Source organism: Cellulosimicrobium sp. NPDC057127 (assembly GCF_042670945.1).
Lineage (GTDB): Bacteria > Actinomycetota > Actinomycetes > Actinomycetales > Cellulomonadaceae > Cellulosimicrobium.
The window spans coordinates 23,391-46,698 of record NZ_JBHUUP010000009.1 but is presented as its reverse complement, the minus strand read 5'-3'; the positions used below and the strand labels follow the sequence as shown (position 1 = coordinate 46,698).

General features: G+C 74.8%; 23 protein-coding genes. 12 read left to right on the top strand and 11 right to left on the bottom strand.

The window, feature by feature from the left end; genetic code table 11:
• The 6 genes from ACFTZA_RS10525 to ACFTZA_RS10500 all read right to left on the bottom strand — a co-directional run bounded on the left by ACFTZA_RS10525 (position 1) and on the right by ACFTZA_RS10500 (position 7,552).
• Positions 1-2,142: a hydantoinase/oxoprolinase family protein gene (locus ACFTZA_RS10525; protein WP_378193907.1), complete on the bottom strand. Its 2,142-nt coding sequence runs from the start codon at positions 2,140-2,142 to the stop codon at positions 1-3.
• A gap of 3 nt (positions 2,143-2,145) precedes the next feature.
• Positions 2,146-2,973, bottom strand: a complete 828-nt coding sequence (locus tag ACFTZA_RS10520) for an ABC transporter permease (protein WP_378193904.1) — start codon at positions 2,971-2,973, stop codon at positions 2,146-2,148.
• A complete protein-coding gene (locus ACFTZA_RS10515; RefSeq protein ID WP_378193901.1) occupies positions 2,966-3,886 on the bottom strand; it encodes an ABC transporter permease in 921 nt (306 codons plus the stop codon). Before ACFTZA_RS10515 ends, ACFTZA_RS10520 begins: the two co-directional genes overlap by 8 nt.
• Position 3,887: 1 nt before the next feature.
• Positions 3,888-4,958 carry an ABC transporter ATP-binding protein gene (locus ACFTZA_RS10510; RefSeq protein WP_378193898.1) on the bottom strand — a complete coding sequence of 357 codons (1,071 nt, stop codon included), beginning with the start codon at positions 4,956-4,958 and terminating at the stop codon, positions 3,888-3,890.
• Positions 4,958-6,079 (bottom strand): PotD/PotF family extracellular solute-binding protein, encoded by a 1,122-nt coding sequence (locus tag ACFTZA_RS10505; protein ID WP_378193895.1) that lies wholly within the window; start codon positions 6,077-6,079, stop codon positions 4,958-4,960. Before ACFTZA_RS10505 ends, ACFTZA_RS10510 begins: the two co-directional genes overlap by 1 nt.
• Positions 6,080-6,154: 75 nt before the next feature.
• A complete protein-coding gene (locus ACFTZA_RS10500) occupies positions 6,155-7,552 on the bottom strand; it encodes an amidase (protein ID WP_378194249.1) in 1,398 nt (465 codons plus the stop codon).
• A gap of 225 nt (positions 7,553-7,777) precedes the next feature.
• On the opposite strand from ACFTZA_RS10500, the gene ACFTZA_RS10495 reads away from it, so the two are divergent.
• The 3 genes from ACFTZA_RS10495 to ACFTZA_RS10485 all read left to right on the top strand — a co-directional run bounded on the left by ACFTZA_RS10495 (position 7,778) and on the right by ACFTZA_RS10485 (position 10,710).
• Positions 7,778-9,172, top strand: a complete 1,395-nt coding sequence (locus ACFTZA_RS10495) for an aminotransferase class I/II-fold pyridoxal phosphate-dependent enzyme (RefSeq protein ID WP_378193892.1) — start codon at positions 7,778-7,780, stop codon at positions 9,170-9,172.
• A 164-nt stretch (positions 9,173-9,336) separates the two neighbouring features.
• Positions 9,337-10,218 (top strand): manganese catalase family protein, encoded by an 882-nt coding sequence (locus tag ACFTZA_RS10490; protein ID WP_378193889.1) that lies wholly within the window; start codon positions 9,337-9,339, stop codon positions 10,216-10,218.
• Positions 10,219-10,245: 27 nt separating this feature from the next.
• Positions 10,246-10,710 (top strand): DUF4383 domain-containing protein, encoded by a 465-nt coding sequence (locus ACFTZA_RS10485; protein WP_378193886.1) that lies wholly within the window; start codon positions 10,246-10,248, stop codon positions 10,708-10,710.
• Between the two features lie 73 nt (positions 10,711-10,783).
• On the opposite strand, the gene ACFTZA_RS10480 is transcribed toward ACFTZA_RS10485, so the two are convergent.
• The gene (locus ACFTZA_RS10480; protein ID WP_378193884.1) at positions 10,784-10,981 is read right to left on the bottom strand and encodes a hypothetical protein; all 198 of its coding nucleotides are present in this window, start codon (positions 10,979-10,981) and stop codon (positions 10,784-10,786) included.
• A gap of 204 nt (positions 10,982-11,185) precedes the next feature.
• Between ACFTZA_RS10480 and ACFTZA_RS10475 the strand changes: the two genes are divergently transcribed.
• Complete coding sequence (locus tag ACFTZA_RS10475; RefSeq protein ID WP_378193881.1) at positions 11,186-11,623, top strand: DUF6098 family protein; 438 nt, start codon at positions 11,186-11,188, stop codon at positions 11,621-11,623.
• Between the two features lie 64 nt (positions 11,624-11,687).
• Complete coding sequence (locus ACFTZA_RS10470; RefSeq protein WP_378193878.1) at positions 11,688-13,052, top strand: cytochrome P450; 1,365 nt, start codon at positions 11,688-11,690, stop codon at positions 13,050-13,052.
• 24 nt (positions 13,053-13,076) lie between these two features.
• On the opposite strand, the gene ACFTZA_RS10465 is transcribed toward ACFTZA_RS10470, so the two are convergent.
• Positions 13,077-14,381 (bottom strand): CynX/NimT family MFS transporter, encoded by a 1,305-nt coding sequence (locus ACFTZA_RS10465; RefSeq protein ID WP_378193875.1) that lies wholly within the window; start codon positions 14,379-14,381, stop codon positions 13,077-13,079.
• A gap of 75 nt (positions 14,382-14,456) precedes the next feature.
• Between ACFTZA_RS10465 and ACFTZA_RS10460 the strand changes: the two genes are divergently transcribed.
• On the top strand, positions 14,457-15,104 hold the full coding sequence (locus ACFTZA_RS10460) for a FadR/GntR family transcriptional regulator (protein ID WP_378193872.1): 648 nt from the start codon (positions 14,457-14,459) through the stop codon (positions 15,102-15,104).
• A 73-nt stretch (positions 15,105-15,177) separates the two neighbouring features.
• Here ACFTZA_RS10460 and ACFTZA_RS10455 read toward each other — a convergent pair whose 3' ends face one another.
• Complete coding sequence (locus ACFTZA_RS10455) at positions 15,178-15,753, bottom strand: TetR/AcrR family transcriptional regulator (protein ID WP_378193869.1); 576 nt, start codon at positions 15,751-15,753, stop codon at positions 15,178-15,180.
• 129 nt (positions 15,754-15,882) lie between these two features.
• Between ACFTZA_RS10455 and ACFTZA_RS10450 the strand changes: the two genes are divergently transcribed.
• The gene (locus tag ACFTZA_RS10450; protein WP_378193866.1) at positions 15,883-16,800 is read left to right on the top strand and encodes an alpha/beta hydrolase family protein; all 918 of its coding nucleotides are present in this window, start codon (positions 15,883-15,885) and stop codon (positions 16,798-16,800) included.
• Between the two features lie 32 nt (positions 16,801-16,832).
• Here ACFTZA_RS10450 and ACFTZA_RS10445 read toward each other — a convergent pair whose 3' ends face one another.
• Positions 16,833-18,035 (bottom strand): zinc-dependent alcohol dehydrogenase, encoded by a 1,203-nt coding sequence (locus ACFTZA_RS10445; protein ID WP_378193863.1) that lies wholly within the window; start codon positions 18,033-18,035, stop codon positions 16,833-16,835.
• 206 nt (positions 18,036-18,241) lie between these two features.
• Between ACFTZA_RS10445 and ACFTZA_RS10440 the strand changes: the two genes are divergently transcribed.
• Both ACFTZA_RS10440 and ACFTZA_RS10435 read left to right on the top strand, forming a co-directional pair.
• Entirely contained in the window at positions 18,242-18,841 is a 600-nt protein-coding gene (locus ACFTZA_RS10440; RefSeq protein ID WP_378193860.1) for a DUF6993 domain-containing protein, read from the top strand.
• A 111-nt stretch (positions 18,842-18,952) separates the two neighbouring features.
• The gene (locus ACFTZA_RS10435; protein ID WP_378193857.1) at positions 18,953-20,704 is read left to right on the top strand and encodes a PP2C family protein-serine/threonine phosphatase; all 1,752 of its coding nucleotides are present in this window, start codon (positions 18,953-18,955) and stop codon (positions 20,702-20,704) included.
• A 20-nt stretch (positions 20,705-20,724) separates the two neighbouring features.
• On the opposite strand, the gene ACFTZA_RS10430 is transcribed toward ACFTZA_RS10435, so the two are convergent.
• Positions 20,725-21,207 (bottom strand): glutathione peroxidase, encoded by a 483-nt coding sequence (locus tag ACFTZA_RS10430; RefSeq protein WP_378193855.1) that lies wholly within the window; start codon positions 21,205-21,207, stop codon positions 20,725-20,727.
• A gap of 95 nt (positions 21,208-21,302) precedes the next feature.
• Here ACFTZA_RS10430 and ACFTZA_RS10425 point away from each other — a divergent pair, with 95 nt between their 5' ends.
• Genes ACFTZA_RS10425 through ACFTZA_RS10415 form a run of 3 tightly spaced genes read left to right on the top strand, consistent with a single transcriptional unit; the run spans position 21,303 to position 23,292 of the window.
• Positions 21,303-22,073: an SDR family NAD(P)-dependent oxidoreductase gene (locus ACFTZA_RS10425; RefSeq protein WP_378193852.1), complete on the top strand. Its 771-nt coding sequence runs from the start codon at positions 21,303-21,305 to the stop codon at positions 22,071-22,073.
• Positions 22,074-22,105: 32 nt separating this feature from the next.
• Positions 22,106-22,876 carry a DNA alkylation repair protein gene (locus ACFTZA_RS10420; RefSeq protein WP_378193849.1) on the top strand — a complete coding sequence of 257 codons (771 nt, stop codon included), beginning with the start codon at positions 22,106-22,108 and terminating at the stop codon, positions 22,874-22,876.
• Positions 22,873-23,292, top strand: coding sequence for a nuclear transport factor 2 family protein (locus ACFTZA_RS10415; protein ID WP_378193846.1), 420 nt, complete (start codon positions 22,873-22,875; stop codon positions 23,290-23,292). Before ACFTZA_RS10420 ends, ACFTZA_RS10415 begins: the two co-directional genes overlap by 4 nt.
• Positions 23,293-23,308: the final 16 nt, after the last annotated feature.

Sequence of the window (23,308 nt, the reverse complement as noted above, 5' to 3'; positions counted from 1 at the left end):
TCAGCCCTTCCTCTCGGCGCGGTCCCGCACGAGGTGCAGGTTGCCGCCGTCGTCGCTCGTCGCGGTCCAGCCCGCGGGCACGAGCACCGTCGTGTCGGCCTTCTCGACCACCGCGGGGCCCGCGACCGACGGCTCGCCGCCGTGCGGGACGAGCGCGTGCACGGTCGCGGGGCGGGCCGTGCCGTCGTACCGGACGTCGCGCGCGCCGGTCTTGACGAACGTGCCGCCCACGCTGCCGGGACGGACCTCGCCCAGCCGGACGGTCACGGTCGCCCGCACGGTCTCCGCGCGCACCGTCGCGGCGTGGTCCACGAAGCCGTGCACGCGCTCGTGCTGCTCGGCGAAGCGGCGGAGCGTCGCGTCGGCCACGAGGCGCAGCGCCTGCGACCCCGCCTCCTCGGTCGAGCGCTCGGCGAGCACGACCTCGAGCGTCGTCGGCTGGCCCGCGTACCGCAGGTCGGCGCTCAGCGTCACGGTGCCCGTGGCGTCGACCTCCTGCGTGCGCAGCCACGCGAGGACGTCGGCCTCGAGCTCGGCGCACACCGCGGTCAGCGCCTCGAGCGTGTCGTCCGCGACCGTCGTGCGGACGGTGCGCGCGACGTCGCGGCGCACGGGGGCGATCGCCGCGCCGAGCGCGCAGAACGTCCCGGCCGCGGCGGGCACGAGCACGCGCCCGACCCCGACCTCGTCGGCGAGCAGGGCGGCGTGCGTCCCGCCCGCGCCGCCGAACGCGACGAACGTGTACTGCTCGGGCACCTCGCCGTGGGCGGCGAGCACGGTGCGCAGCCGCGCGGCCATGCCCGCCGACGCGACCCGGAACGCCGCGTCGGCGACGCCGTCCGCCCGCTCGGACTGGTCGGACGCGTCGCCCGCGAGGCCCACGTCCCCGACGTGCAGGTCCGCGGCGACGCGCGCGAGCGACCGCGTCGCGAGGTCGGCCCGCAGCGGGAACGTCCCGCCGAGGAACGTGTGCGGGTCGATCACGCCGGCGTGCACGTACGCGTCGGTGAGCGCCGCGTCCGTCCCGCCCGCGTCGTACGCGGCCGGGCCGGGCACCGCGCCGACGCTCGCCGGCCCGACGCGCAGCACGGGCCGCGCGCCCGAGCGGTCGCCCCACACGACGGAGCCGCCGCCTGCGCCGATCGCCGAGACCTCGACGACGGGCGTCATGAGCGGGTGGGGCCCGACGGTGGCGGTCGTCGTGAGCACCGGGCGACCGCCGCGCAGCACCCCGATGTCGCTGCTGGTCCCGCCCATGTCGAGCGTCACCATGTCCGTCCCGGGCCAGGCGGTCGCGGCCGCGGACACCCCGCCGGCCGGGCCCGAGAGCACGGTCTGCACCGGGCGTCGCACCGCCGACCCGATCGACACCGACCCGCCGTTCGACGTCGTGATGTAGACGCGCGCGTCGACCCGCAGCCGTGCGAGGCGCTCGCGCAGGGCCGTGAAGTACGCGGTCATGAGCGGCGTGATCTGGGCGTCGAGGAGGGCGAGCGTCGTGCGCTCGTACTCGCCGGCCTCGGGCCACACCGCGGCCGCGGACGTCACCGGCACGTCGAGGGCCGCGGCCAGGCGGGTGGCCAGGTGCTGCTCGGCCTCGCGGGCCGCGTACCCGCCGACGAGGCTCACCGCGACGACCTCCGGTGCGATCGCCTCGAGACGGTCCACCAGGCGGGCCAGCCCGGCGTCGTCCACCTCGGGGCCGACGGCGGCGCCGCCCGCCGTGAAGCGGTGCTCGACCTCGAGGACGTGCTCGCGCGGGACGATCGGGGCAGGCGGCGTCGCGTGGAGGTCGAACGAGCGCGGCATCCGGGCGCGGGCGATCTGCAGCACGTCGCGGTGCCCCTGGCTCGTGACGAGCGCGGCCGTCGCGACGCGGCCCTGGAGGATCGCGTTCAGGCCGATCGTCGTGCCGTGCGAGACGGCGGCGACGTCCGCGACGTCGATCCCGCGCGCGAGCAGCTGCGCGAGGCCGGTCTCCACGCCCTCCGACGGGTCGTGCGGCGTGCTCGGCACCTTGTGGGTGATCGCGTCCGCGAGCGACCACGACGTGCCGTCCCCGGGGACCGCGACGAGGTCGGTGAACGTGCCGCCGACGTCGATGCCGATGCGCCAGCGACGGTGGGGTGCGGGGTCAGCCATGGCCTACAGGAACCTCGAGACGTGGACGGTGCGGTCGAGCACGGCGATGGTCACGACGCTCACGAGGAGCAGGATCGTCGAGACGGCCGCGACGGAGGGTTCGAGCTGGACCTGCACCGCCGAGTAGATGCGGACGGGGACGGTCGACTCGCCGGCGCCCGCGACGAGCACGGACACCGCGACCTCGCCGAGCGAGATGACGGCCGCGAGGAACGCGCCGGCGACGATCCCCGGGCGCAGGAGCGGGACGGTGATCGTGAGGAACGTGCGCACGGACGACGCCCCGAGGGACCGGGCCGCGCGCGGCAGGCGCGGGTCGAGCGCCGCGGCGCTCACCGCCACCACCCGCACGCAGAACGGGAACGTCACCACCAGGTGCGCGAGCCACAGGCCCTCGGCGGACCCGACCATGCCGGCGCCCTGGAGCTGGTACAGGAGCGCGAGCCCGATCATGACACCGGGCACGGCCATCGGCGAGAGGAACAGCAGCCCGAGCGCGCGGCGTCCCGGGAACGTGCCCGCGCCCATGGCGTACCCGCCGAGCGTGCCGAGCACGACGACGACCGGCACCACGAGGAGCGCGACGCGCAGCGAGTACGCGAGCGAGTCGAGCCACTGCGTCGACCCGAGGACCTCGGCGTACCAGCGCAGCGACAGCCCGGACGGCGGGAACCGGAAGTTGTTGCCCTCGTTGAACGAGCTCAGCGCGACGACGGCGAGGGGCAGCAGGAGGAACGCGCACACGAGGACCACGGGCACGAGGCTCAGCGCTCGGCGCGCCCGGGTGCCCCGGCCCGCGGCGTGCGGGGTGGCGGTGCGACGGTCAGCCACGACGCCCCCTCTCCGCGGCGCGCCCGAGGAGGCCGATGAGCCCGCACGCGACGAGCGTCACCGTGAGCAGCACGAAGCTCAGCGCGGCGGCGCGCGGCTGGTCGAACGCGACCATCGCCTCGGTCTGGATGCGTAGCCCCGCGAGCGACTGGTTCGCCCCGCCCACGAGCAGCGGCGTGACGTACACGCCCATGCTCAGCGAGAAGACGATGACGAGCGCCGCGACCACACCGGGTGTCGCGAGCGGCAGCACGACGGACCGGAACGTCCGCAGACCGGACGCGCCGAGGTCCGACGACGCGCGCAGCAGGTTCGTGTCGATCGCCCCGAGCGACGCCGACAGCGCGAGCACCGCGAACGGCAGGAGGACGTGCACGACGGCGAGGAACACCGTCCACGGCGAGCGCAGCAGCGGGAGCGACTCGTCGGTCAGGCCGAGCGCCTGGAGCGCCACGTTGACCGGCCCCTCGCCCGCCATGACGACGCGCCAACCGAACGAGCGCACGACCTCGCTCGTGAGCAGCGGCGACAGCGTGATGACGAAGACGAGGCTCTTGCCGACCGGCGACGTCGAGCGCGCGAGGTACCACGCGACCGGGAAGCCGAGGACGAGGCACGTCAGGCTCACGCGGACCGCGAGCCACAGGCTCTCGACGACGGACCCCCACAGGTAGGGCGTGGAGAACACCTCGCCGTACTGCGCGAGCGTCAGGCCCGGCAGCGTGTTGTTCATGGCGTCGGTCGGGCGCAGGCTCAGGACGAGCAGCCCGGCGAGCGGGACGAGGAACGCCACCACGAGGAACGCCGTGGGCACGATCGCGGCGACGTGGCCGCGCAGCTCCCGGCGGCGTCGCGGCGGGCGCGACGCCGGCTCGGCGGCCACCGGCGTCGCCGGTGCGGGGGTCGTCGTCACGTCACGACGCCCCGAGCAGGAGGGGCGCGTCGTCGGACCACGTCAGCCCGACGGTCTCGCCCTCGGCGAAGCGGCGCGCACCCGGCGGGCACGCGAGCAGCTCGGTCCCGTCGGCGGCGCGGACGCGGTACTCGTAGCGCTCGCCCGTGAACCCGACCGACAGGACCGTGGCCCGTGCGGCGTCGTCGTCGAGGTCGCCGGGGCCGACGAGCACGACGTGCTCGGGGCGCAGCGCGACGGTGTCGGCCCGCTCGGCGCGCGGGACCGCGCGGCCGAGCACCGTGGGCCGGCCGTCGTCCGTGCGCACGGGCAGCAGGTTCGCCGCGCCGACGAAGTCGGCCGTGAAGCGCGTGCGGGGCGACCGGTAGAGCTCCTCGGGCGTGCCGAGCTGCTCGAGCCCGCCGTGCGCGAGCAGCGCCACCCGGTCCGACAGCGCGAGCGCCTCCGCCTGGTCGTGCGTGACGAACACGGTCGTCGTGCCGACCTCGCGCTGCAGCTCGCGCAGCTCGTGACGCATCTGCCGGCGCAGCTTCGCGTCGAGGTTCGACAGTGGCTCGTCGAGCAGCAGGACGCGCGGCCGCGTGACGAGCGCCCGGGCGATCGCGACGCGCTGCTGCTGCCCGCCCGAGAGCTGTTGCGGGTAGCGGTCGGCGTAGTCGACGAGGTGGACGAGCCGCAGCGCCTCCGCGACGCGCTCGTCCCGCTCGGCCCGCGGCACGCGGCGCGTGCGCAGGCCGTACTCGAGGTTGCGCCGCACCGTCATGTGCGGGAACAGCGCGTAGCTCTGGAAGACGAGCCCGGTCTCGCGCCGGTTCGGCGCGACGTGCGTGACGTCCTGGCCGTCGATCGCGACGGTGCCCGCCGACGGCGCGACGAAGCCCGCGAGGACGCTGAGGAGCGTCGACTTGCCGCACCCCGACGGCCCGAGGACGGAGACGAACTCGCCCGCCTCGATGGTCAGCTCGTCGAGCTCGAGCACGGGCGGGCCGCCGTAGCCGACGCTCAGCCCGCGGATCTCCACGCGCCCCTGCGTCGTCGTGCCCGTCTCCCGGGCCGTCGTCGGTGCCGCCATCAGCCGAAGATCTGCTGCCAGCGCGCCTGCAGGTCGGGCAGCTGCGGCGTGATGGCCTCGTAGTCGACCCACACGAAGTCGTCGTACGCGCCCTCGCCGCTGGCGATCTGCTGGCTGAACTGCTCGGGGTAGACGTTCTCGTCGTTCGACGCGGCGTACCAGGTGCCCTCCGAGAACACGGGCTGGTAATCGCTCGACGCGACGTAGTTCAGGAACTCGTACGCGAGGTCCTCCTGCTCGGTGCCCTCGGTGACGAAGAGCGACGTCAGCGCGCCCACGGACCCCGACTCGGGGTAGGAGTAGCCGATGGGCTCGCCCTGGTTCTGCTGGACGAACGCGCGGCCGTCCCAGTGCGCGGCGATCCACGCGTCGCCGTTCGCGAGCGCGGTCTCGACGCTCGTGCCGTCCGCCGGGAAGGACGAGGCGCAGTCGGCGAGGGTCTCGAGCTGCTCGAACGCGGCGTCGACGTCGTCGGGGTCGGTGATCGTGCCGCCGGCCTCGTCGATCAGGCCTGCGAGGAACTCGACGCCCGTGTTGAAGGTCAGCGGCGAGACCGCGACGTGCCCGCAGTACTGCGGGTCGAGGAGGTCGGACCACGCGGTCGGCGGCTCCGTCACCTTGTCCGTCCGGTACGCGATGCCCGTCGAGCCGACGGTGAGCGGGACGCCGTACTGCGTGCCGTCGACGTTGCTCTGCTCGGCGAGCACGGTGTTGAGCTGGTCGAACTCGGCGATGCGCTCGGTGTCGAGCTCGGCGACGACGCCGGCGGACACGGCGCTCGGGACGACGTTGGGCGTGAACGCGACCACGTCGTAGGCGGGGGTGCCGCCCTGCGTCGAGCGCAGCGCGGTCAGCCAGTCCGCGGGCCCGCCGGGGACGAGCTCGACCGTCGCGCCCGTCTCCTCCTCGAACGGCTCGACGAACGCCTCCGTGAAGGACTCGCCCCAGGAGCCGGCGTAGACGGCGACCGTGAGCGTCTGGTCCGACGGGGCGTCCGACCCGGCGTCGTCCGAACCGGTCGAGCACGCGGCGAGCCCTCCGGTGAGCGCGAGCGCGGACGTCACGGCGAGCGTGCGGGGGAGCTGGGCCCGGGAGGCCCGTCCCGTGGTGCGGGAGGTCATGAGGTTCTCGTTCCTGTGGTCGTGCACCGGTCAGGGGAGTGCGGCGGTGGGGTCGGGACGGGCGTGCCGCGCGGGTCAGGCGTCGGCGTGGTGCGGCGGCCGGCGCAGGTCCCAGGCGTAGTGGCTCTCGAGGACCTGTCCGAGCCGCAGGAGACAGTCCTCGCGACCCTGCGGCGCGACGAGCTGGGCGCCGAGCGGCAGCCCGTCGTCGTCGAGGTGCGTGGGCAGCGTGAGCGCGGGCGTGCCGATCATGCTCGGCACCGTCGTGAAGGCCAGTGTGCGCTCGTACACGACGGACTCGCGCGACGGGGCCTGGCGCGTGAGCTCGTCGAGCACGACGCCCACCGCCGGGACGCGCGTGGCGGTCGTCGGGGTGAGGACGACGTCGACGTCGCGGAACAGTGCCGCGGTCGTCCGGCGCGCGAGGTCGCGCACCCGCACCGCGGCGCGGACGTAGTCGGACGCCGAGAGGTCGTCCGCCTGCGCCATGACCCGGTGGATGTAGGGCTGGAGCAGCTCGGGGTGGTCGAGCGACGTCTGCCGCAGCCACGCCGGGATGACCACGCCCGGGTACAGGTCCATGAGCTCGGCGCCCTCGTCGGGCGGGTCGAGCGCGACGACCGCGTGCCCGTGCGAGCGCAGCACCGCGGCGACGTCCTCCACGGCGGCGACGCACGCCGCGTCGACGGCGATCCGCGGGTCGTACGACCGCGTGAGCAGCCCGACCCGCAGCGGGGCGGGTGCCCGGTCGAGCTCTGCGAGGTAGTCGGGCGGGCCGGCGGGGACCTGCCACGCGAGCGGGTCGGGCGCCGCGAGGTGCGCGACGACGGCGGCCGTGTCGCGCACCGTCCACGTGACGACGCCCTCGGTCGCACCACCCTCCCAGCCCTGGACGCGCTGGGGCAGGAGCCCGCGCGAGGGCTTGAGGCCGACGAGCCCGCAGAAGGCCGCGGGGACGCGCAGGGAGCCGCCGCCGTCGCTCGCGAGGGCGACCGGCACGATGCCTGCGGCGACCGCCGCGGCCGACCCGCCGCTCGACCCGCCGGGGGAGCGGCCGAGGTCCCACGGGTTGTGCGTCGTGCCCGAGCGCGGGCTCTCGCAGGACGTGGTCATGGCGAGCTCGGGCGTCGCGGAGCGGCCGACCTGGACGAAGCCCGCCGCGAGGGCGGCGGCGGGCAGGAGGTCGGTCGAGGACGCCGGTGTCTCGTCGATCGCGAGCGAGCCACGCGTCCAGGGCTGACCCGCGACCGAGAACGTGTCCTTCACGGTGAGCGGGACGCCCGCGAACGGCGGCAGCGCCGTCCCTGCCTCGTGGGCCCGGTCCACGGCGTCGGCGGCGGCCAGCGTCGCCGCGTCGTCGCGCCACACGAGCGACCGCACCACCGGGTCGACCACGTCCGCGCGGGCGAGGGCGGACTCCGCCTCGGCGCGCGCGGACGACCGGCCGGAGCGGATCCGGTCGGCCGTGCCCATCACAGACATATGTGATGGAAGATTCGGAGTCACGGGTAGACGTTAACCATCCGGTGCCGGGCGCTCCAAGCCGGCCCGCGCGCCGTCCACGTGCTGAGACCGTGGGTGCTGCGGCGTCTCGACCGCGATCGCCGGGCGCGCCGGCCTGATATACATCTGGATGAAAAGCGCCACGCGCAGGCACCGCTGCGGACTCAGGCGCACGACGACGACCGACGAGGGGCGATGACGACGACAGGATCCGACGCCGGGAGCTCCGCCCCGGGTACGGTCGCCGACCTCATCGCCTCGGTGCACGGGGTCTCCGGTCCGGTGCTCGCGGAGCGGCTCACCGCCTGGATCGAGCAGGGCCTCCTCGCCCCCGGCACCCGGCTGCCCACGATCGAGGAGGTCGCGACGGCGTCCGGCCTCGGCCGCTCGACCGTGGCCGGGACGTGGTCGCTCCTCGTCGACCGGGGTCTCGTCCAGACGCGGCGCCGGGGCGGCACCATCGTCGTCGGCCCCGCGAGCGCACCCCCCTGGCCCCGCGCGGGGCAGGCGCCGGTGTTCACCGGCTGGTCGTCGGTGGATCTCGCGTCGGCGCACCCCACGACCGACCGGCTCCCCGACCTCCTCGAGGCGTTCGAGCACAGCCTGCGCGAGCCCCACACCAACTCCCTGCACCGCGAGGCGATCACCCCGGCGCTGCTCGACGCCGTCCGCCGCGACTGGCCCTTCGACGCCGCGGAGTGGGTCACGGTGAGCGGCGCCGGAGAGGCGACGCTGCTCACCGCCGAGGCGGCGACGCCGGCGGGCGGTCTCGTCGCGGTCCAGGAGCCGGCCGTGTCCGGGACGATCGGCAACCTGCGGTCGGTCGGGTTCCAGGTCGTCGGCGTCGCGTCCGACGCCTCGGGTCCCGTGCCCGAGGCGCTCGAGCGCGCCCTCGCCGCGGGAGCGCGGACGTTCGTCTACCAGCCGGGCGGCGAGTTCTCGCTGGAGGGCGGGATCACGCCGGCGCGCCTCGCCGAGCTCGCCGACGTGCTCCGCACGCAGGCACCCGACGCCTGGGTGCTCGAGGAGGACGTGCTCGGCCCGCTCGCCCCGACGCGGCCCCTGAGCCTCGGTGAGCTGCTCCCGGGTCGCGTCGTCCGCATCTCGTCGTTCTGCCGTGCGTTCGGCCTGGACCTGCGCACGACGGTCGTCGGCGGGGCGCGCGACGTCGTCCTGGGAGTCCGCCGCCTGCGCAGCCACGGCATCCTCGCGCAGAGCCGCATCCTCCAGAACGCCCTCGCGCACCTGCTCGTCACGCCGAGCGTCGGCGAGCTCGTCGCGGAGTCCGGCCGCTGGTACGCCGACCGCGCGGCGAGCCTCGCCGACGCGCTCGCCGTCCACGACGTGCGCACCGCGACGCCTCCGGGCGGGCTCGTCGTGTGGGTGCGCGCCGAGAACGAGGACGAGGCCCTCGCCGAGCTCGGGGCGCGCGGGATCGTGCTCCCGCCGTCGTCGCGCACGTTCGTGACCCCGCCGCAGCCCGCGTGGCTGCGGGTCGCCACGCCGCAGCTCCCCGCCCACCCGGAGCGGGTCGCGGAGCTCGCCGACGTCCTCGCGAGCGCGGCGCGCGCGGCGCTGCTCGCCGGCTAGGGCCGGCCCGGCGGGAGGGCGGACCGACGCGTCGTCCTGTCCCCAGATGCGACGCCCTGTGACCGGGACCACGCTGGAGGGAACGCTCGACGCGTCGAGAACTGGCGCGTGCCGTGGACGCCCCGTGCTGCGTGCGGGACGGCCGACTCCGCGAGGGAGATTCCATGTTCTTCCACCGTCAAGAGCTCCAGCACAAGGCCAAGCCCGAGAAGCCCGACGCCGTCTACGCCCGCAAGCTCCAGGAGGTCCTGGGCGGGCAGTACGGCGAGATCACCGTCGCCATGCAGTACGGGTTCCAGTCCTGGAACGCCCACCTGCCCGGCAAGTACCGCGACCTGCTCTACGGCATCGGTGCCGAGGAGATGGGGCACGTCGAGATGCTCGCGACGATGATCTCCCAGCTCCTCGCTGACGCCCCGCTCGGCGTCGTCGAGGGGGCGGTGCAGGACGACCCGACCGTCGCCGCGATCGTCGGCGGGACCGACCCTCAGCAGGCGATCGTCGCGGGCGCCGGCGCGCGCCCGGTCGACTCCAACGGCAACCCGTGGACCGCCGGCTACGTCACCGCGAGCGGCAACATGCTCGCCGACTTCACGGCGAACGCGAACGCCGAGATGCAGGGCCGGCTCCAGGTGTCCCGGCTGTACCACATGACCGACGACCGCGGGGTGAAGGACCTCCTGGCGTTCCTGCTCGCGCGGGACACCATGCACCAGAACCAGTGGCTCGCCGCGGCCCAGGAGCTGCGCGACGAGGGGATCGAGGAGCTGCCCGTGCCCAGCACGTTCCCGCAGAACAAGGAGCACACCGAGTCGTCCTACCAGTACATCAACTTCTCGGACGGCGAGCACGCGTCCGAGGGGCGCTGGGCGAGCGGGCCGACGCCGGACGGCAAGGGCACGTTCGAGTACGTCGCCACGCCGCCGCCCGGGGTGCCGATGCCGCCTCCCACGCAGCCCGACCCGCGCTTCCACGGCACGACGGGCAAGCCGTCGACGCTCGACAAGGCCACCGGCGTCGTGAAGGACGCCCTGCACAAGGAGTGAGACCGCACGAGGAGTGAGGAGACCAGCATGACGACGACCCCCCAGCCAGGAGTCCGGGCGACCACCGAACGTCCCGCGCGCGGCGTCCACCAGTGGCTCGCGCTCGTGATCGGTGTGGTCTACCTGATCATCGGCATCGTCGGCTTCGCGATCACGGGTTTCGACGGTTGGTTCGAGCACGACCACTCGCAGACGCTGCTCGGGTTCGCGATCAACCCGCTGCACAACGTCGTCCACATCGTCATCGGCCTCCTCGGCGTGCTGATGTGGAACCGGTCGGCGAGCGCCCGCACGTACGGGTGGATCCTCGCGATCGGGTACGGCGCCACGTTCGTCTACGGGCTGATCGTGGTGAACAACGAGGACGCGAACATCCTCAACATCAACGGCGCCGACAACGTGCTGCACGCCGTCAGCGCCATCGCGGGCCTCGCCATCGCCCTGTGGCCTGCCCGCAAGGAGCACCCGGCGACCGGGACGGCCGCCCGGTAGCCCGGACGCACGAACGGGGGCGTCGGTGCACGAGCACCGGCGCCCCCGTCCGTGCGAGGACCTGCTTCGTCCCTCAGGCGCCCGAACCCTCGTCCGAGGCCTCGCCGCCGGTCCGCGGGTTGAGGTTCGCCGGGTCGGCGTCCGGGTCGGCGTCGTTCGACGTCCCCGAGCCCTGCGCCTCCGCGCCCTCGCGCGGGTTGAGGTTCGCCGGGTCCGCGTCCGGGTCCTGGCTCGGGTCGTAGCCGTCGTTCTGCTGGCTGCTCTCGCTCATCTCGTCCTCCTCGCGATGCGGCACACCGGCCCTGTGTCGCGTGCCGGCGGTCCCTCACCGTGGCACGCCCGTCCGGCCCTCGCACGCGCGCCCGCCCTGGTGCACGACCACGTGCCAGCACCCCGGGGCCGTGCCTAGCCTGGCCGTCGGGCAGTCCCCGGGCTCGAGACGGAGGGTCGCCCGCGAACGGACGTGGAGGCCGCGATGTCGGAGCAGCAGGGCGCACCCCTGGGCGGGTGCCCACGATTGCGCAGCGTCACCGAGGTGGCCGAGCTGGCGGGTGTCGTCGCGCCGCTCTACGTGCGGTTCAGCGGGGGACCGGAGGCGGACGCCGCGGTGGCGAGCCGCGACCACGAGAGCGGCGCCCTGCTGCCGGGTCTCAGCGTCAACCCGATGAACCCCGAGCCGTGGTGGGACCGGCCGGTCGAGCACTGGGTGGCGCGGCAGCTGTGCCAGTACGCCCACCTCGTGACCTCCGAGCGCTTCCCGTGGCTGCTCACCGGGACGGTCGTGGGCCGCGGCCCGGACTGCGAGCCGCTGCTCGTCGATCCCGCTCCCGTGGCGACGATCGACCCGTCCGTCGTGGAGGAGGCGGGCCGGCTCTACCGCGAGGTGTTCGACGCGGGGCGGACCAGCACCTGACGCCGGGACTGCGAGCGCCGCGGGCCCTGCCTACGGTGGCCTCTCGCCGACGCCAGGAGGTCTCGTGCCCCAGCCCGCCGCCCCCACGCCCCGCGCGCTGCCGCGCGCCTCGGTGCTGGACACGCTCCGCGTCGCGGGCACGGTCGCCGTCCCGCTCCTGGCGCGCGGGCTGATCGTCCGCCGGCCGGGAGCGGTGCGCCTGGCCGAGGCCGTCGACGGGGACCGGCGGGGCGTGCGCCTCTTCCAGCGGCTGCGGCGCACCTACGGCGGCGGTCCGTTGCGCCTGCGCGTGCCGGGGCGCCGGATCGTCGTCCTGCTCGCCCCGGAGCACGTGCACCGCGTGCTCGCGCAGTCGCCGGAGCCGTTCTCGCCCGCCACGAAGGAGAAGCGGTCGGCGCTCGGGCACTTCCAGCCGCACGGCGTCCTGATCTCCACGGGCGCCGACCGGGCGGACCGCCGGCGGTTCAACGAGGACGTCCTCGACAGCGGGCACGCCGTGCACCGCACGGCCGACGCCATGGTGGGCGAGATCCGTCGCGAGGTCGCCGAGCTCGTCGACGTGGCCGCGCGCGACGGCGTCCTCGACTGGGACGCGTACGCCCGCACGTGGTGGCGCATGGTGCGCCAGCTGGTGCTCGGGGCGAGCGCGCGCGACGACGAGGCGCTCACCGAGGACCTGCACGTGCTGCGCGCGACGGCGAACTGGGCGTTCCTGCACCCGAGGCGGCGCGCACGCCGGGCCCGCTTCCTCGACGGGGTGCGGCGGCAGATCGCCCGGGCGGAGCCCGGCAGCCTCGCGGCGTCGATGCCGTTCGCGCACGTGAGCGACCGCACGGACCCGGAGCAGCAGGTGCCGCAGTGGCTGTTCGCGTTCGACGCCGCCGCGTGGGCGAGCTACCGCGCGCTCGCCCTGCTGGCGAGCCACCCCGACGCGCTCTCCCGGGCGCGCGAGGAGATCGCCGGGCGCGACCTGTCCGTGCCGAAGGACCTGCCGTTCCTGCGCGCCGTCGTGCTGGAGTCGCTGCGCCTGTGGCCGACGACGCCCGCGCTCCTGCGCGAGACGACCGCGCCGACGCGGTGGGAGGGCGGCCGTGTGCCCGAGGACACGCTCGTCCTCACCTATGCGCCGTTCTTCCACCGGGACGACGAGAACCTGCCTGAGGCGGACCGGTTCGCGCCCGAGCTGTGGACGGGGCCGCGCACCGAGGCCGACTGGCCGCTCGTCCCGTTCAGCGCCGGACCCGCGGAGTGCGCGGGGCGCAATCTCGTGCTGCACGTGACGAGCACGGTGCTGGCCCTCCTGGTCGACGCGAGCGGCGAGGACGGGCCGCGGCTCGTGGGGCGGCACCCGCTCGACCCGGACGCTGCTCTTCCCGGGACGCTCGACCCGTTCTCGCTCCGGTTCGCCCTGGGGCCCGCGAGGGGCTGACCGGCGCCGGAGACCGACGGGAGGTCACGACGCGAGCTCCTGCTCGCGCGGGCGTCGATCGGTCTGGTGCTCCGTCGACCGTGGCGCGGAGTCCTCCACGAAGCGTGGCCGGCAGGCGAACCAGCCGGCGATCGTCCCGGGGACGACGGTCGCGGCGAGCACCAGGAGCGGTGCCGACCAGGATCCCGTCGCCTCCCGCAGGAGACCCAGGCCGATCGGGCCGAGGCACGCCAGGCCGTAGCCGATCCCCTGGACGAAGCCTGACACGGCCGACGCGGTCTGCGGGGTCCTGGTCCGGCGGTTGATGAGCGTCATGCAGAGCGGGAAGGTGCTCACCCCGATGCCCAGTGCGCACATCCACACGGGTGTGCCGTCGAGCGGGGACAGGAGCAGGCCCAGGTATCCGGCGACGAGAAAGACCGAGCTCGCGACGACGACCACGAACGGGTTGGCGGTGCGGGTGGCCACCTGGGGGACCACCAGGGCGGCGACCACGCCCCAGGCCGAGTAGAGGCCGACCATGGCCCCGCCCAGGGCGGCGCTGCCCCCGGCGTCGGTGAGGACGGCCGGCACCCAGGTGATGACCCCGTAGTTGGACAGCGACAGCATCGCGAACAGGACGACGAGGCCCCAGACGGTCGACGACCGGCTGATCCGTCGGCTCGTCGTCGTCGTGACCGTCGTGGCCGTCGTCGGTGTGACCGCCGCCGCCGTGGCCGCGGACGGATGGTGGTCGCGGGGCAGCTTCGTGGCGAGCACGAACCAGACCGCGGAAGCCACGGCGGCCGGTGCTGCCCAGACTCCGACCGAGACCTGCCAGGAGGCCGCGTCGGCCACCGGGACCGCCAGGAGCGGGGCGACGAACTGGCCGGTCTGCATGAGGAGCAGGTAGAGCGAGGTCCACAGGGCGAGCCGGTCGGGGAACCACGTCTTGACCAGCGGGACGATGACGACGTTCGCGGCCCCGATGCCGGCGAGGGCCAGCACCGTCGACGCCACGAGCACGGCGGGCGTCGGGGAGAAGGCGCGCAGCAGGAGCGACAGAGCGGTCAATCCCAGCGCCACCGTGGCCGTGCGCTCGAGCCCGAACTTCCGTGTCACCACGGGGGCGAGGAACCCGAAGATGCCGAACGACGCCGCCGGGACGGTACCGAGCAACCCCGTCAGCGCCACGCCGAAGCCGAGGTCGGTGCCGATGATCTCCAGGAGCGGGGTGAAGCCGGTCACCGCTGTCCGGAGGTTGAGCGCGGTCAGCGCGATGGCGAGCCCCGCCCACAGGGCCGGGCGCCCGCGGGGCACCCGAAGGCGGGGTCGAGACGGTGTCGTCACGCTAAACTCCGGGATGGCGTCCGCTGGTGATGGGATCATGGGATGAATCGCGAGGAGTCTTCCACAGGTGCGCCGATGCGTCGAGTGGGTCTCATCGACCAGGCCGCCGCGCGCTTCCGGGACGAGGTCGTCTCCGGCCGCTGGCCGGTCGGCGCGCGGATCCCCACCGAGCCTGCGCTCGTGGCGGAGTTCGGGGTCGGGCGGAACACCGTGCGGGAGGCGCTCCAGTCGCTCGTGCACGCCGGGCTGCTGCGCCGGGAGCAGGGCCGCGGCACCTTCGTGATCTCCAGCTCCGAGCTGACCGGCACGCTCGAGCGTCAGCTCGCGGGCGGCACGCGTCGCCACTACCTGGAGCTGCGGCTCGCCCTGGACAGCACCGCGGCCTCGATCGCCGCCCGGAGCCGCACGGACGCGGACGTCGCCCTGCTGCGCGAGCTGCGTGACCGCCGCGAGGCGGCATGGTCGTCCGACGACCCCGATGCGCGCGCGAGCGCGGACCTCGCTCTGCACCGGGCGATCGTCGCGGCGACGCACAACCCCCTCTACGTCACGCTCTACTCCAGCATGCTCGACGTCTTCGCCGTCCACATGCGGGACGACGAGAGCGAGGACGAGGAGACGGCGCATCGCCACCACCGCGAGCTGGTCGACGCGATCGCGGCGGGCGATGGCGGCCGTGCCGCCGAGGCGGTCGCCTCCATCTTCGCGCCCTTCATGGGCTGAGCCGTCGCGGGGGCAGGAAGGTCCGACGAGGGCGCGTGCGCGAGCCGCGTGCCGCGAAGGCCCACGGCCGTGGTCAGGGCGCGGCGTAGCGCAGGCCCCTCAGCAGCAGCGCGACGACGCTGCGCGCGTCGTACCGCTCGTCGTTCTCCGCGCCGATGCACAGGTTGCCCACGGCCCGCATCAGCTGGTAAGCGCTGACGTCCGTCGTCGTCTGGCCGGCGGTGCGTGCGGCGTCGAGGATCCGCGCGCACGCCGGCACCAGCTCGTCGAGGAAGTACGCGTGCAGCGCCTCGAGCCCGGGGTCTCCCGAGCGCAGCGCCCCGGCGAGGCCGTGCTTCGTCACCAGGAAGTCGACGAAGCCGTCGATCCAGGCGTCGAGCGCCGCCGACGGCGAGGTGGCCGACCCGAGCAGCACGTCGGCCGACGCGGCCAGGGCGTCGACCTGGTGCCGGTAGACCGCGACCACGAGGTCGGCACGGGTGGGGAAGTGGCGGTAGATGGTCCCGACCCCGACGCCCGCGCGTGCGGCGATGTCCCGGACCGGTGCCTCCACGCCTGCCTGCACGAAGGCCGCGGACGCGGCGTCGAGCAGGGCCGCGATGTTGCGGGCGGCGTCGGCGCGCCGGCGGTTCGTGCCTGCGTCGGGCATGGGCGGGTGCACCTCGGGTCGCTTGCTAAGCGGAACATGGTTCCGTATGTTTGCGGAACGCGGTTCCGTTTTCACCACCCAGTGTGCCAGCCCGCCGCGCCCGAGCCCACCCCGTCCGAAGGACCCCGCATGACCACCAGCACTCTGCCCGCCGCACCGATCGTCTCCGTCAAGCCGGTCGAGATCCCCGCCGACGGCCGCCCTGCCCCTCTGCGTGCACGAGTCACCGCTCCTCTCGCCGGGAGCCGCCTCCCCGTCGTGGTCCTCTCCCACGGCAACGGCTGGTCGATGGACGGCTACGCCCCGTTGGCCGAGCACTGGGCGGGTGAGGGCTTCGCCGTCGTCCAGCCCACCCATCTCGACTCCCGGTCGCTGGGCCTCGGCCACGAGCACCCGCAGCTCCCCGACGTCTGGCGCTGGCGGATCGCCGATCTCGTCGCCGTCATCGACCAGCTGCCGGACGTGGTCGCGGCCGTGCCCGGGCTCGCCGGCCGCGTCGACGTCGACCGGGTGGCGGTGGCCGGGCACTCGTGGGGTGCGCAGACCGCAGGCGCCCTGCTCGGCGCCGGGGTGCTGTCCGTCGACGGACGCGACGTGGAGCGGTTCGCCGACCCGCGGGTGCGCGCGGGCGTGCTCCTCGCCGCGGCGGGGACAGGTGACACCTTGACGCCGTTCGCCGCCGAGCGCCTGCCGTTCATGCGCCCCGACTACGCCTCCATGGGCACCCCGACGCTGGTCGTCGCCGGGGATGCCGACCGGTCGGCGCTGTCGACCCGTGGGCCGGACTGGTTCACCGACGCCTACCACCTCGGCGCCGGCGCCGACGCGCTGCTCACCCTGACCGGTGGTGAGCACTCGCTCGGCGGCGTCGTCGGGCACGAGGTCGCCGAGACCACGGATGCCAGCCCGGCGCGGGTCGCCCTCGTGCAGCGCGCGACCACGGCATGGTTGCGCACGCGGCTGGGCGTGGAGGCCGACGCCTGGCCGACCGTGGTCGCGGAGCTGGGGGAGGGTGCCGACGACGTGGGTCACCTCGCCGTGCGGTGAGGGACGGAGGCGGCCGGACCGCGCAGCTCCCGTCAGGTGGTGGCCGCCCAGGGGTCGAGCACGACCTTGATGCAGCCGTCCTCCTTGCGCTGGAACGTGCGGTACGCCTCCGGGGCCTTCTCGAGCGGCACGCGGTGCGTGCGCAGGTCGAGCACGCCCAGCGGGTCGGACGCGTCCTGCACGAGCGGCAGGACGTCGTCGGTCCAGCGCCGCACGTTCGCCTGCCCCATGCGGATGGTGAGCTGCTTGTCGAACATCTGCATCATCGGCAGCGGGTCCTTCGCCCCGCCGTACACGCCCGACAGGGAGACCGTGCCGCCGCGCCGCACCAGCGCGAATGCGGTGTACAGCGCGGCGAGCCGGTCGGTGGCCGCGCGCTCGGTGAGCGGGGCGGCGACGGCGTCGGGCAGCATCCCGACGACCTTCTGCGTCGTCTCGGCGATCGGCGAGCCGTGCGCCTCCATGCCGACGGCGTCGATCACCGAGTCCGGCCCGCGCCCGCCCGTGAGGTCACGGACGGCGGAGTGCAGGTCGTCGACGGCGGTCGGGTCGATCGTGCGCACCCCGTGCCGCTCGGCCATGGCCCGCCGCTCCGGGACGAGGTCGACACCGACGACGAGGCCCGCGCCCCGGTGCCGGGCGATGCGCGCCGACAGCTGGCCGATGGGCCCGAGCCCCAGCACGACGACGCTCCCGCCCTCGGGCACGTCCGCGTACTCGACGGCCTGCCAGGCCGTGGGGACGACGTCGGACAGGTAGAGGTAGCGCTCGTCGGGCGAGCCGTCGTCGGGCACCACGACCGGGCCGTAGTGCGCCTGCGGGACACGCAGGTACTGCGCCTGCCCGCCCGGCACCTGCCCGTACAGCTTGGTGTACCCGAACAGCGCGGCACCCTTGTCCTGCGACCGCACCTGGGTCGTCTCGCACTGGGTCTGCAGCCCGCGCCGGCACATCCAGCAGCGGCCGCACGCGATGTTGAACGGCACGACGACCCGGTCGCCGACCTTCAGGTCGCCCGTCGCGGAGCCCACCTCCTCGACGACGCCCATGGCCTCGTGGCCCAGCACGTCGCCGCGGTCGAGGAACATGCCCAGCACCCCGTACAGGTGCAGGTCCGACCCGCAGATCGCGGTCGACGTCACGCGGATCACCGCATCCGTCGGTTCCTCGACGCGCGGGTCCGGGACGTCCTCGACGCTCACGTGCTCACGGCCCTGCCAGGTCAGCGCTCGCATGGTCGCTCCTCTCCTCGGGTCCTCGGGTGCGTCCGTCCGTCCGCCCGCCTCGTGCCCGGCCTCGTCGGCCGGCGGGGACGCTCGGCGACCGCCGTCGCCAGTGAAGCACCGGCCGTGGTCCCTCACACCCCGGCGGCTGTGCCGATCCGGTGCAGAGGTCGCCCGATGGGTGTCGCACCCGGCGTGACGCGTGCCAGGGTGCCGTCATGGAGACAGGGACCGCGTCCGGGGTGCGCTGGCTGGTGCGCGTCGTCGTGACGCTCGTCTGCCTCGCCGTCGCCGCGCTCCTCGGCTACCTCGTCCTCGTGCTCGTGGCGATCGGCTCGTGGGCCGAGGATGACGACGCCGCCGCGCCCGCGGCGACCGCCTCGCCGTCGGCCGTCGCCACCGGGGCGTGCCCCGCGACGGTCGACGCTCCGGACGCGTCGTCGGGCGCCACCTGCGCGCCCTACGACGGCGAGGCGGCGATGCGTGCGAACGAGGCGTACCGGCAGCGGTCGGGGACGCCCGAGGGCGACGCGCTCGCGGCCCGGTCGGTGCCGGCCGTCGAGGCGGCGCTCGCGCCGCTCGTCACGGGCGAGCCGCTGGTCCGCGACGACGTCGTGGCGGCCCTGCGGGAGGCCGGCTTCGGCGACGCCGCCGTGACCCCGACGACGTCCCCGCTCGGGCTCGTCGCGACGAGCTTCGGCGTCGGCGTCAGCGTGCCCGGGGGGTGCGTGTTCGGCGGCGTCGCGCCCGACGGCGTCACGCTCGACGCGGGCGGCCCGATCGCCGACGGCGGATGCCTGGCGATGCCCGCCCACTGACCTCCCGCTCACCCGGGCGCGGTACCCCTGTCCGGCGGGTACCCGACCCGCGTGCCGTGGACGCACGCGACGGGCGTGGGTCGTGGGCCGATGCGCCCGTACGATTCCTCCGTGGAAGCAGAGTGGTTCGTCGACGCGACGTCGCAGTGCGCCGTCGGCCAGGAGGCGCGCGAGGTCGCGTGGGAGGACACCCCGCTCGGCCACCCGGGCACGTGGTCCGACGCCCTGCGCCACGCGGTGCAGCTGTGCTTCTCCTCGCGGTTCCCGATCATGATGGTGTGGGGCCCGGAACTGACGCTGATCTACAACGACGGCTACCGGGCCATGCTCGGCACGGACAAGCACGCGGGCGCCATGGGGGCGCCGGCGCGGGTCGTGTGGCGTGAGATCTGGGACGACGTCGGCCCGCTGTTCGACGCGGTGCTGCGTACCGGCAGGGCGACCTGGCACGAGGACATGCGGCTCGTGATGAACCGGTCCGGCTTCGACGAGGAGACGTTCTTCACGTTCTCCTACAGCGCCCTGCGCGACGACGACGGGCGGATCGCCGGGCTCCTCGACATCGCGGCCGAGACCACGCAGGAGGTCGTCAACCAGCGGCGGCTGGTGACGCTCGGCGAGCTGCACGCCGCCCTGCCGACACGGTTCGGCGACCTGCAGACGTTCGCCCGGCCGGTGGTCCGCGTGCTGGGCGAGTGCGCCGACGTCGCCCGGGCCGCCTTCTACGACGTCAACGGCTCCGGGCCCGAGGTGATCCTCGAGACCGGTGGCGCGCGCGACGCGCGGGAGGAGGCGCTCGTGGCACGCGCGCTCGAGACGCGGCAGCGGGCGACGGCCGAGGGGATGGTCGTCAAGCCGCTGCGCGACCCGAGCCGGGCCGGTGGCATCGCGGGCGTCGTGGTGCTCCGCGCCGCGCCCGGCCGCCCCTGGGACGGCGACTACGCGAGGTACCTGACCGTCCTCGCGTCGACCATCGGGTCCGCGCTGCGTGACGCCGTCCGGCTCCGCACCACGCTGGACGCGCTGCGGCGGCGCGCCCGGCGCTCCGAGCAGGAGGCCGCCCAGGTGCGCGAGGTCTCGCTCGCGCTCCAGCAGGCGGTGCTCGCGGAGCCGCCGGAGCCCGACCACCTCCAGGTCGCCGTCCACTACCAGCCCGCGGCGCTCGAGCGCGACATCGGGGGTGACTGGTACGACGCGTTCGTCACCCGGGACGGCGCGACGACGCTCGTCATCGGCGACGTGGTGGGCCACGACCTGACGGCGGCCGCGACCATGGGGCAGCTCCGCGGGCTCGTACGCGCCATCGGCTACGACAGCGGCGAGCCCCCCGCCCGCGTGCTGGAGCGCGTCGACGCCGCCGTCGAGGGGCTCGCGCTCGGTCCCGCGGCGGTCGCGACCGTGATCGTGGCGCGCATCGAGCAGGGACCGGACGCGAGCCGGCGCGGGGAGCGCGTCGTGCGGTGGTCGAGCGCGGGCCACCTCCCCCCGCTCGTGGTGCGCAGCCACGGTGCCGTCGAGGTCCTGCCGGTGCTCAACGACCTCCCGATCGGCCTGGTCCCGACGACGACGCGGCAGGAGCACACGGTCGAGCTCCACCCCGACGACACGCTCGTCCTCTACACGGACGGCCTCGTCGAGCGCCGCGACCACAACATCCGCGACGACGTCGCCGCACTGGCCCGGGCGCTCGAGGGCACGCACACCGTCAGCGTGGACGACGTGGTCAAGCTCGCGCTCGCCCGCATGCTCCCCGGCCCGGGCGAGGACGACGTCGCCATCGTCGCCCTGCGGGCCGGTCCTGAGGTCGACGCGCTCGAGCCCGGTGCCGGTGCGCCGACGGCGTCGGAGGCGCTGGCCACCTAGACCGGGGTCGCCCCGGACGCTCAGCGCGGCAGGTGCTTCTCGATCACGCCGACGACCGCCGGGTCGTCCGGCTCGGTGCGCGGCCGGAACCGGTGCACCTCGCCGCCCGGCACGACGAGGAACTTCTCGAAGTTCCACGTCACCCGGCCGGCCTTCCCGTCGGCGTCGGGAGTCTTCTTGAGCTCCGTGTACAGCGGGTGCTCGTGCCGTCCGTTGACGCGCACGCGGTCCACGACGGGGAACGTGACCCCGTAGGTCGTGGAGCAGAACTCCCGGATCGCGTCGTTGCTGCCGAGCTCCTGAAGGAACTGGTTGCTGGGGAACCCGATGACCTGGAAGCCGCGCCCGCCGTAGGTCCGCTGCAACGTCTCGAGCGTCGCGTACTGGGGCGCGAGCCCGCAGCGTGACGCGACGTTGACCACCATGACCACCTCGTCCCGGTGCTCGCCCAGCGTGCTCGTCGATCCGTCCATCGCCCGGAAGGGGATGTCGTACAGGCTCACGGTCGCCTCCTGTCGTGGGTCGTCCCCATCCTGCCTGGTTAGGCTGACGTCGGGCCACGTGCCCGGTCGACGGCGACGGAGCGGAGGAGCACGGCATGCGGATCGACGGCACGGTGGCGCTCGTGACGGGCGGAGGCTCGGGGCTCGGGCGCGCGACCGCGGAGGGCCTCGCCGCGGCGGGTGCGCGCGTCGTGGTCGCGGACCTGGCGTCGTCCGGCGGCGCGGCGGTCGCCGACGCGCTGGGCGACGCGGCGCGATTCGTCCCCGCGGACGTGACGAGCGAGGACGACGTCGCCCGCGCGCTCGACGCCGCCGACGAGCTCGGCGGCGCCCGCGTCGTCGTGAGCTGCGCCGGCATCGTGCTCGCCCAGCGGGTGCTCGGGAAGAGCGGGGTCCACGCGCTCGACGCGTTCCGCCGCGTCGTGGACGTCAACCTCGTCGGCACGTTCAACGTCGCACGCCTCGCGGCCGAGCGCATGCTGCGGCTCGACGCGCTGGAGCCCGACGGCGAGGAGCGCGGCGTGCTCGTCCACACCGCCTCGGTCGCCGCGTACGACGGGCAGGTGGGCCAGGCCGCGTACGCCGCGTCGAAGGCGGGCGTGGCCGGGATGACGCTCGCGCTCGCGCGCGACCTCGCGCAGCACCGCATCCGCGTGGCCACGATCGCCCCCGGGATCTTCAGCACCCCGATGATGACGTCGCTGCCCGAGGCCGCCCAGGAGTCCCTCGCGGCGCAGGTGCCGCACCCGAGCCGGCTCGGCCGGCCGGAGGAGTACGCGCGGCTCGTCCGCGCCGTCGTCGAGAACCCCATGCTCAACGGCGAGGTCATCCGCCTCGACGGGGCGATCCGCATGGCGCCGCGCTGACGTCGCGGCCGGACAGGACGGAGAGCACGAGAATGCCAGCCACCCCGGCCCGAGGAGCCGCCCGCCGGCGAGCCGCGAGCGGGCCAGCCGCCCGACCGGCGCAGCAGACCGGACCGCCGCGCGACGCCGCGACGTTCCGCACCGAGCTGCTCGCCCTCGCGACGGGGGAGCAGCGCCGGAAGTACGCCCGCTTCTTCCCCGGCGACGACTCGTTCGCCGGCGTCCGCATGGGCGACGTGTTCACCCTCGCGAAGACGGCGATCGACCTGCCCGTCGCGGAGATCGAGATCCTGCTCGACGACGGCGTGCACGAGGTCCGCGCCGGCGCGTGCTCGATCATGGGCAAGGCCGCGACCGCGCGCCGGGTCGTGGCCGAGCGCCACGCCGAGCTCGTCGCGCTGCTCCTGCGCCGCCACGACCGCGTCGACACGTGGGACCTCGTCGACCTGACGGCCCACCAGGTGCTCGGCACGTGGCTGCTCGACCGGCCGCGCAACCCGCTCTACGACCTCGCCGCAGCACCCGACTGGCCCCGGCGGCGCGCCGCGGTCGTCGCCACGGCGGCGTTTCTGCGCCAGGGCCAGGTCGACGACACCCTGGCGCTCGCGGAGCGGCTGCGCGACGACCCCGCGCGGTTCGTGCAGACCGGGGTCGGCTGGATGCTGCGGGTCGTGAGCGACGTCGAGCCCGAGCGGTTCCGCGCCTTCCTCGACGAGCACGCGGCCGCCATGCCCGCCGCGACGCTACGCGCCGCCGTCGAGAAGCTGCCCGCGGCCGAGCGGAACCTCTGGACGTCGGCGTGACCGGGGGCCCGGCGGCCGACGCGCGCGACGACGAGCCGGCGGAGCCGGCCCACGCCCGCTTCGCCGGGCTCCTGCGCGCATGGGGCGCCGCGCTCGTGGCGAACGATCCGGCGGCGATCGACGAGTTCGTCGACCCGGGCTGGACCATCGCCGGCGCCGACGGGGACGTGCAGGAGCGCGCGGGCTTCCTCGCGCTCGTCGCCTTGGGCGAGCTCGTGCACACCGAGATGTCGTCGCAGCTCGTGTCCGTGCGCGTGCACGACGACGTCGCGGTCACCCTCGCACGCGGCGTCTCGGCGGGCACGTGGCACGGCACGCCGTTCCGCGAGGAGGAGTGGTCGGTCGACACGTTCGTGCGCCGCGACGGCGGCTGGCGGTGCGTGCACACGGCGGTCGTGCCCACCGGCGGGACCTGAGCGCGGCACGGGCGGG